At 60.7% G+C, this 7,894-nt stretch carries 6 protein-coding genes; 2 read left to right on the forward strand and 4 right to left on the reverse strand.

Going from position 1 to position 7,894, the window contains the following annotated elements; genetic code table 11:
- Nucleotides 1-183 precede the first annotated feature (183 nt).
- From BP26_RS0122255 to BP26_RS0122275, 4 genes are all read right to left on the reverse strand, one after another.
- On the reverse strand, nt 184-1,371 hold the full coding sequence (locus BP26_RS0122255; protein WP_029922761.1) for an acyl-CoA dehydrogenase family protein: 1,188 nt from the start codon (nt 1,369-1,371) through the stop codon (nt 184-186).
- A 273-nt stretch (nt 1,372-1,644) separates the two neighbouring features.
- Complete coding sequence (locus tag BP26_RS28960; RefSeq protein WP_084183339.1) at nt 1,645-2,121, reverse strand: very short patch repair endonuclease; 477 nt, start codon at nt 2,119-2,121, stop codon at nt 1,645-1,647.
- A 221-nt stretch (nt 2,122-2,342) separates the two neighbouring features.
- Nucleotides 2,343-3,503, reverse strand: a complete 1,161-nt coding sequence (locus tag BP26_RS28965; RefSeq protein WP_084183340.1) for a DNA cytosine methyltransferase — start codon at nt 3,501-3,503, stop codon at nt 2,343-2,345.
- Nucleotides 3,504-3,952: 449 nt separating this feature from the next.
- The gene (locus tag BP26_RS0122275; RefSeq protein ID WP_029922765.1) at nt 3,953-4,795 is read right to left on the reverse strand and encodes a GIY-YIG nuclease family protein; all 843 of its coding nucleotides are present in this window, start codon (nt 4,793-4,795) and stop codon (nt 3,953-3,955) included.
- 335 nt (nt 4,796-5,130) lie between these two features.
- On the opposite strand from BP26_RS0122275, the gene BP26_RS0122280 reads away from it, so the two are divergent.
- Both BP26_RS0122280 and BP26_RS0122285 read left to right on the forward strand, forming a co-directional pair.
- Nucleotides 5,131-5,334 (forward strand): helix-turn-helix transcriptional regulator, encoded by a 204-nt coding sequence (locus BP26_RS0122280; protein WP_029922766.1) that lies wholly within the window; start codon nt 5,131-5,133, stop codon nt 5,332-5,334.
- 2 nt (nt 5,335-5,336) lie between these two features.
- Nucleotides 5,337-7,094: an AAA family ATPase gene (locus BP26_RS0122285; RefSeq protein WP_029922767.1), complete on the forward strand. Its 1,758-nt coding sequence runs from the start codon at nt 5,337-5,339 to the stop codon at nt 7,092-7,094.
- Nucleotides 7,095-7,894: the final 800 nt, after the last annotated feature.

Genomic DNA, 7,894 nt, shown 5'->3' on the forward strand with positions numbered 1-7,894 from the left:
CCCCCGTTCGTCCCGAGTGAATCGCAAAGCGATTCGTATCGAGGGATGAACCAGCGCCGCACTCAAAGCCAACCCGCCGTTGAACCCCTCTCCCTCCGACCAGAGGGAGTCCCTTGTGTGGGACGGGAGAGGGGCAGGGGTGAGGGACGCACCATCAACAACGCATCAACCTCCCCCCAAAAATCAACCCTCCCGCTTCTCCTTCAAAGCCGCATGCTTCTTCTTCCCCGGCAAAATCCCCATCAACTTGCAGATGATCCCAAGCATGATCTCGTCCGCCCCACCCCCAATCGAAATCAAGCGAGTATCGCGAAACGCCCGCGCCACATTGCTCTCCCACATATACCCCTGCCCACCCCAGAACTGCAGGCAGCCGTCCGTCACCTCGCGCGAAACACGCCCCACCTTCAGCTTCGCCATCGAAGCCAGCATCGTCGCATCCCGCCCCGCCACATAGTCCTCCGTCGCCTGATACACCAGCGCCTTGAGCGACTCCACCTCCGTCTTCAGCTCCGCCAGGCGGAAATGCACATACTGGTTATCCACGATCGACTGCCCGAACGCCTGCCGCTGCCGCGTGTACTCGATCGTCTCATTGATGATGTTCGTCAAGCCGTCGATCCCGCTCGCCGCCCCGAACAGCCGCTCCTCCTGGAACTGGAGCATCTGGTACATGAACCCCATGCCCTCCTTGCCCACCAGGTTCCGCTGCGGCACCCGCACGTTGTCGAAGAAGATCATCGCCGTGTCGGAAGCGCGCATCCCCAGCTTGTCCAGCTTCGTCTTCCGGTCGATCCCCTTCGCATCCATCGGCACGATGATCAGCGACTTGTTCTCGTGCACCTTCCCTTCGCCCGTATTCACCAGCGTGCACGCCCAGTCCGACTGCGTCCCGTTCGTGATCCACATCTTCGAGCCATTGATCACATAGTCGCCGCCTTCCTTGCGCGCCGTCGTCTTGATGCTCGCCACATCCGAGCCCGCCCCCGCTTCCGAGACGGCGATGGAAACCACCATGTCCCCGGCCAGCGCCGGCGCCAGGTATTCCTTCTTCAAATCCTCGGAGCCAAAGCGCGCCAGCGCCGGCGTCGCCATATCCGTCTGCACGCCAATCCCCATCGAGATCGAGCCCGAGAGGCAATTCCCCAGCGCCTGCGCAAACATGATCTCGTACGAGTAATCCAGCCCCATCCCGCCATAAGCCTCCGGCTTCGAGATCCCCAGCAGCCCCAGGCCGCCCATCTTCTTCAGCACCTCATGCGCCGGCCAGATCCCCGCCTTCTCCCACTCCGCCACATGCGGATTCAGCTCCTTCTCGACGAAGGTTTTGACCTGGCGGTAGATTTCTTTGTGCTCGTGGGTAATCAACATTACTGTAGTCCGGTGGAGAGAGGGGCTACAGAATATATACGGGAAGCCGCGTGAACGGTCAAACCAGCGCCTTCGCCATCCTACAACTGCAGTTATAAATGGTAACTACAGTTACCGTGCGTGGCGAACCCCATTTGATCCGCCATCCCTCTCCCCCGTCATTCCGGCGAAAACCGGAATCCAGGCGCCTCGGCACGAGGCGTAACAAGCGCAATCTCTTCTTAACTTTAAAAAGAACCCGCGAAATTATCTTGGTCTTCGCGGTTCACATTCTCAATTAACACGCTTCACTCGCGCGACTAGGGCTTTCTTGGCTGGAGGTGCTGATCGCTGCAGGGGATTTTTACGAATCACTTTGGCAAGCGCGGCGAGTTGATCGTGTGTCTTAGTTTCACATTCCCACACCACGAGAACGCGCCAACCTAGAGCCTCAAGCTCGGCTTGCTGTCGCTGGTCTCTCTCCGCGTTTCCTTCGAGCTTTGGAATCCAAAAGTCGAGGCGTGACTTTGGCAATCTGTTCGCGGAACAGCCGTCGTGGCGATGCCAGAAGCAGCCATGTACAAATAGAACGATGCGTCGGCTTGGGAACACTAAATCCGGGGCGCCGGGTAAGCGCCGATCGTGAAGCCGGTAACGTAGGCCGGCGGCGTGCAGGGCGGTGCGAACACGCATTTCTGGCTTTGTGTCGCGTGAGCGGACGAGCGCCATCTGTGCGCTGCGCGCTGGATCCACTTTCGCCACCTGTTTCATTAGTCCGTCGCCGTCATTGCCTCTTTTACGATACCTCAATTATCTGAGGTCGCTTCATTGACGAACTGACCGATATTTGTCGCTCAAGGGAAATTCAAGAAAACGCGAAGAAACTACGAATAAAGCGTGGAAGTTGGATGCATGTGCGGATCACAGTAACTAGCGCATTAGTTATTCACGTATCTCAGTAGAGAAGCGCAACACACGCTTCTTCCTTGCTATTAAGCGGCCTTCGCTCGCTTAGCAGTTCCGGCGCCAGTTAAAGTGCCAGAAATCCAACGGCCCAATGAATCAGACAACTGAGATGGCACTGCGTTACCTAGTTGACGCATGCTTTCGCTCCAGGATCGCGGGAACAAATAAGTATCCGGCAACCCCTGAAGGCGCGCGGCTTCCCGGATGGTGAAATAGCGAACGGACCCGTCATCGCGCACCATCATGTTCTCGCCACCAGGTACGCCATGGTCACCCGCCTTGAGTGCTTTGGCTGGTTCATCTAGTACGCTGCCCGTATGCCCGGCATAGATGCGCGCGCCGTCTTGGAGTGTGTGGTTGGCCCGTCCATCTGGCTCTCCGAGTCCAGCCAGAGCGTCGCGAACGGTTACCCAGGGTTTTCCAGGGGGCGGAATGTCCAAGGAGCGCATAGCTTTGATCGCTGCGAGCGCCATGGTTGGTGCTTCGCTGGCCGCCGGCCGCGCCATTCCGTGCCTATCCCAATATTCTCCAGAGATCCATTGATCCCATAAAAGCCGATCACGCGAATGAGTGGGCTCAGCTGGCTTCAGCGTAATTCCAAGATCCGCGCGCACTCCGGCAACAATGACGCGGTTGCGCTTTTGCGCGGCGCCGAAATCCGCCGCGTTAACCTTCATCACCAGCACGTCATAAGTAGCCGGCTGCTTCGATGCTTCCAGGCGGTGCGTATGCTGCTCGTGGGTTTCGCCTGACTTCCGAGACATCTCGGGATGTCGAAGGTGAGCAAGGATCCAGCGGAGATAATGAGCGAAAGCAGGACGGGCCAGGCCACGTACGTTCTCGAACAAGAACGCCTTCGGACGGCTTTCCCGAACTGCTCGAATCGCCTCAGGCCACATGTCGCGAGCATCGTCTTGCCCGCGGTGCTTGCCGCCTATGGAGAAGGGTTGGCATGGGGGGCCGCCAGCCACGAGGTCCAGGCCGGCATAGCGGTGCCAGTCGACGGCGCGTACATCCGCTCTTTCAAGAGTCCAGTCCTTCACATGGCGAATGCCACGGGCACGGTTATATAGCACCGTGGTCACCGCATCCTGGTCCCATTCCACCATCAACTCATGGTGAAACCCGGCCTGAGATAGCCCGAGAGCTAGTCCGCCACAGCCACTGAAGAGCTCGACACTACGCATGAGGGCCCCCAGGTCCAAAATCGATGGGAAGGGTGCCCCCATTGGCGTCCTTGATCAGGCGATCAACCGCGCGCCGAACTAACCAGGCAACCTTGACCCCGCTTTGCTTGCCAATTCTCTCCAGCTCTTCGTGCTGTTGGTGCGTCAGCGTGGTCGTGACGCGATACGCATTTTGGCCATCCTTCCCCATCGCAGCACTCCGCATCCATCCGCAGCAATCCGCGGCAAATTGCAGTATATGCTGGCCCATGAACCCTCACAAGGAAGTCTCGCGACGACTTGTACTGTATAAATGTACAGTATTATTTTTTATTTCGCCAGAGCGAGGCAACGGATGTGAAACAGAATTTGTACGTATTGCCTTGCGTCTAGTTAGCTAGAAGCGAACAAGATGGATGGCTCTGGAGAAACTTATGATCGCGTAAGGCGCCACGCTGCGTATATCGAGATCAAATTGTATCGATCGCGTACAAATATTCTTTGTTGTTTTCTTTGTACAAAATCACGCGGTCAGGAAAAATCGTGGCTTGCCATTGAGCAGTCGGAAGTGCCGACACGATCAGTCGCATCAACTGCCGCATGCTTAAGACCCCGCCTGCTGGCACAGTCACAAATGTGGAACGCTGATCGACGTGGCCCACCGTGTATTTCGCGTTTTTTGCGGTGCCTTTGGAATTGTTGCCTATACCATCTGTTTCAAATCTCAATAGATACGGCAATTTCTCCTTCAGCAGGACCAGAAGTCCAAGAACGTCGTAGGTGCCAGCTTCGACGAAATCTAGAGGCCGGTCGACGTCAATAGGATGCTTGCTGTCAAATTCGGCGGATTCCTGTCCCTCGCGTCTGCGTCCTGGATCGTTGCTTCCGAAGCCGCTGGTATTCCAAGCAAGATACGATTCATGAAGTCGGCGCATTTCCTCTATCAAAATGGTCTCCACATCGAAGTTGGAGAAGACCATGATGCGGACCGCTTTGAATCCGATGTGCGCGGGATCCATATTTCGGCGATTTTGAATCGTGTGGAAGTGCCGCGAAAGACGATCGCGAAACCCATGTCGGGAATCGGTTTTGCCCGCATATACAGGCAGCGAGTTTTCGTAAAGGACATAAGCTCCTTTTGCCCGGACGGGAATTTTTTCTATGTGTTCGAGTGTCAGCGGGGCCACGGCTAGATCTTTGAAAAAGCCAGGTAATTGACTTCGAAGTATCTGCTCCACATCCATTTCGAATTCGTCATATCCCAACACAGTCGAGGTCAGAATCTCGACTTCTGCCAGCTTCTTCCGCGCCATCCGGTTGTCCCACCTTTCTTGGATCGAGCGGTTTGTATCACATCCCCCCGAAAGTGACTAATTGCATTGAAGAGTTACATAGGAAGTGTCGCCAAGTTGTAACGCGGTCAACATCAACGGCTCATCTCACTCTTGCCATCCGGTAAAACCCGGAATATAAAGAGTAACCGGTGGTTCTCACGCCCCACCCCAAAAGCCCGCCTCCGGCGGGCTTCGTCGTTTCCGGCCCCTGAAAGGCCCAGAAGCCCCCAATAGCCGTAATGAACCCAAACCGCCGCAAGGCGGTTTTTTATTGCCCGCGGCCTTCACCGCCGCCCTCGTACCCAGGAGTCCCCATGCAAACCCAAGTCCCCGCCGCCCGGCGGATCATCCGCCTGCGCGCCGTGCGCGACCGCACCTCCCTCAGCAGAAGCACCCTCACCAAGCTCGAAGCCGCTGGCCAGTTCCCCCGCCGCGTCGAGCTGGGCCTGCGCGCCACCGGCTGGTACGAAGACGAAGTCACCGCCTCGGTCGAATCGCGCCCGCGCAAGGGAGCCTGAACATGCCCAGCCCAAAATCCCCCTCCGCTTCCGCCAACGCCGAAGCCCGCGACGACCTCGGCAGCGTCTTCGCCCACAAGATGCGCGCCGGCTGGCTGCCCGCGGGCGTGCACACCTGGCGCGCGGCGGATGGCACCGCCCTGTTCCACCGCCTGCGCTTCGTCCGCCCCCTCGGCCACGAGCCCGGCCGCCCGCTCAACGCCTGCACCGTCACCCTCCATTACAACGGCCGCACCTGGTGCCGCGGCGAGCCGCCGGCCCCGCCCCAGGGCCGCCCCCTCTTCATGCTCCCCGAACTGCTCGCCGCGCCCCTCTCCCGGCCGGTCTACTGGGTGTGGGACGAATCCACCGCCGCCGCCCTCTCCGACCTCGGCCTCCCCGCCACCACCGCCAGTCCAGATCTCGCCGTCACGGACTGGTCCCCCCTGCGCGGCCGTTGCCTGCGCCTCTGGCCCGTCTCCGCCGGCATCGCCGCCCGGCGCCAGCAGCGCGAACTCGCCACCCACCTGCGCCAGCTCGGCTGCACCGTCGAAGAGCTTGAGCCCGCCGGCACCTCACCAGACCCAGCGGCGGATCCCGTCGCCGCCACCATCGCCGCGCTCGATTGGCAGGCCCAGGCCGCGCGCCGCGCCGCCGCCCCCAGCTTCCTCACCGTGCGCGCCGAAGAAGTCCCCGCCGAGTCCGTGCGCTGGCTCTGGCCCGGCCGCATCGCCCTGGGCAAGCTCACCCTCATCGTCGGCGATCCGGACCAGGGCAAGAGCGTCCTCACCGTGGACCTCGCCGCCCGCGTTACCCGCGGCGCGCCCTGGCCGGTGAGTGGCGAAGCCTGCCCGCGCGGCGAAGTCCTCCTCGTGTCGGACGAGGACAACACCGCCGATACCGTCCGCCCCCGTCTCGACGCCGCCGGCGCGGACGCCAACGCCGTCCACATCCTCCGCACCGTCACCCCGCAAGGGCAGGGCGCCCGCCGCCTCGATCTCCAGCAAGACCTTCAGGGCCTCGCCAACTTCCTCGCCGCCCACCCAAGCGTGCGCCTCGTCTGCCTCGATCCCCTCACCGCATACCTGGGCGAGTCGGACAGCCACCGCAACGCCGCCATGCGCGCCCTGCTCCAGCCCTTGGGCGAGCTCGCCGCCCAGGCCGGCGTCGCCATCGTCGCCGTCCTCCATCTCAACAAGTCCGGCCACCGCGCCTCCTCCCTCTACCGCGTCAGCGGCAGCCTCGCCTTCGTCGCCATCGCCCGCGCCAGCTTCCTGGTAACAAAAGACCCCGCCCACCCCGAGCGCCGCCTGCTCCTCCCCAGCAAAAACAACCTCGGCCAGCAAACCCAAGGCCTCGCCTACCGCATCACCCCGGCCCCCAACGGCGCCCCCCGCATCACCTGGGAATCGGAACTGGTCACCATCACCGCCGACCAGGCCCTGGCCGGCATCACCCCCGAAGACCCCCACCCCGAACTCACCGAGTCCGCCGCCTGGCTCCGCGAGTTGCTAGCCGAATCCAGCCTCCCCGCCACCGAAGTAAAAAAAGCCGCCACCCAAGCCGGCCTCCCCTGGCGCACCGTCCAACGCGCCAAAAAACCCGCCGGAATCACCTCCCAAAGATCCGGCTTCGGCCCGGATGCCACCTACACCTGGCGCCTCCACCCCCAACCACTCCCCGCATGCGTGCCAACAAAAACCCTTGGCACACATGGCACCCATGAAGAAAACCCGCCCGAACTCTCATGCGTGCCAAATCCTCCCAACACCCCCGATTGAGGCCCACCAATTTCCCCTCTCCCGTGCACGGGGGAGGGGAGAGGGCCGGCGGAATTCATCCCAATCACCCCGTCACCTCGAATTTGTTGGGCAGCATTTGTAGGGCGGCCCGTGGCCGCCGGCTTTGCTGTTTACCACCCCCAACACCAAACCCCGTTCGTCCCGAGTGAATCGCGAAGCGATTCGTATCGAGGGATGAGCCAGCACCACCCTCAAAGCAAACCTGCTGTTAAACCCTATCCCGTTCACGCGAGAACGGCAGTGCCCGTAGGGCGGCCCATGGCCGCCGGCTTCGCTGTTCACCGACCCCATTACCAAACTCCGTTCGCCCCGAGTGCCCGCGAAGCGGGTGTATCGAGGGGCCAGCGCAATCGCGCCCCGAATCCCGCTTCTGGCGCAATTGTTTTCCGCATCAATAGCGGCGCAATATACAGTCGTCATATACGAGCGTCCGCGATGACCGTCCCGACTCCCACGCAACCCCCATTGCGGGATTCCGCTTCCAAAGAAGGCGAAGCCCCGCGAGATTCCTTGGCCTCGCGTTACGAACCTGACAGCGGTCCCGTACCCACAGCCATGCTGCACCACATTCGTAAATCGGTGGATCAGAACATGAAGGGCGGCACATCGTTGTTTTGAAATCCCAATCCTTCTATCCGGTATGACGCGCATAGTCTCGTAGGGTGCAATAAGCGAAGCGCATTGCACCGAATGCAGCCCGTGTAGGGCGGGAGCAGCGCAGCGAATCCCGCCTTCCGCGCGTGTCGCCCCTTCACTTGTCATCCCGAGCGCAGCACCCG

Origin of the sequence: Nevskia soli DSM 19509 (assembly GCF_000711955.1) — a bacterium.
Lineage (GTDB): Bacteria > Pseudomonadota > Gammaproteobacteria > Nevskiales > Nevskiaceae > Nevskia > Nevskia soli.

What these genes read in the sequence shown, in the direction of transcription:
- BP26_RS0122255 (WP_029922761.1), bottom strand. Translation starts at nt 1,371, where the DNA reads ATGTTGATTACCCACGAGCACAAAGAAATCTACCGCCAGGTCAAAACC.
- BP26_RS28960 (WP_084183339.1), bottom strand. Translation starts at nt 2,121, where the DNA reads ATGAAACAGGTGGCGAAAGTGGATCCAGCGCGCAGCGCACAGATGGCG.
- BP26_RS28965 (WP_084183340.1), bottom strand. Translation starts at nt 3,503, where the DNA reads ATGCGTAGTGTCGAGCTCTTCAGTGGCTGTGGCGGACTAGCTCTCGGG.
- BP26_RS0122275 (WP_029922765.1), bottom strand. Translation starts at nt 4,795, where the DNA reads ATGGCGCGGAAGAAGCTGGCAGAAGTCGAGATTCTGACCTCGACTGTG.
- BP26_RS0122280 (WP_029922766.1), top strand. Translation starts at nt 5,131, where the DNA reads ATGCAAACCCAAGTCCCCGCCGCCCGGCGGATCATCCGCCTGCGCGCC.
- BP26_RS0122285 (WP_029922767.1), top strand. Translation starts at nt 5,337, where the DNA reads ATGCCCAGCCCAAAATCCCCCTCCGCTTCCGCCAACGCCGAAGCCCGC.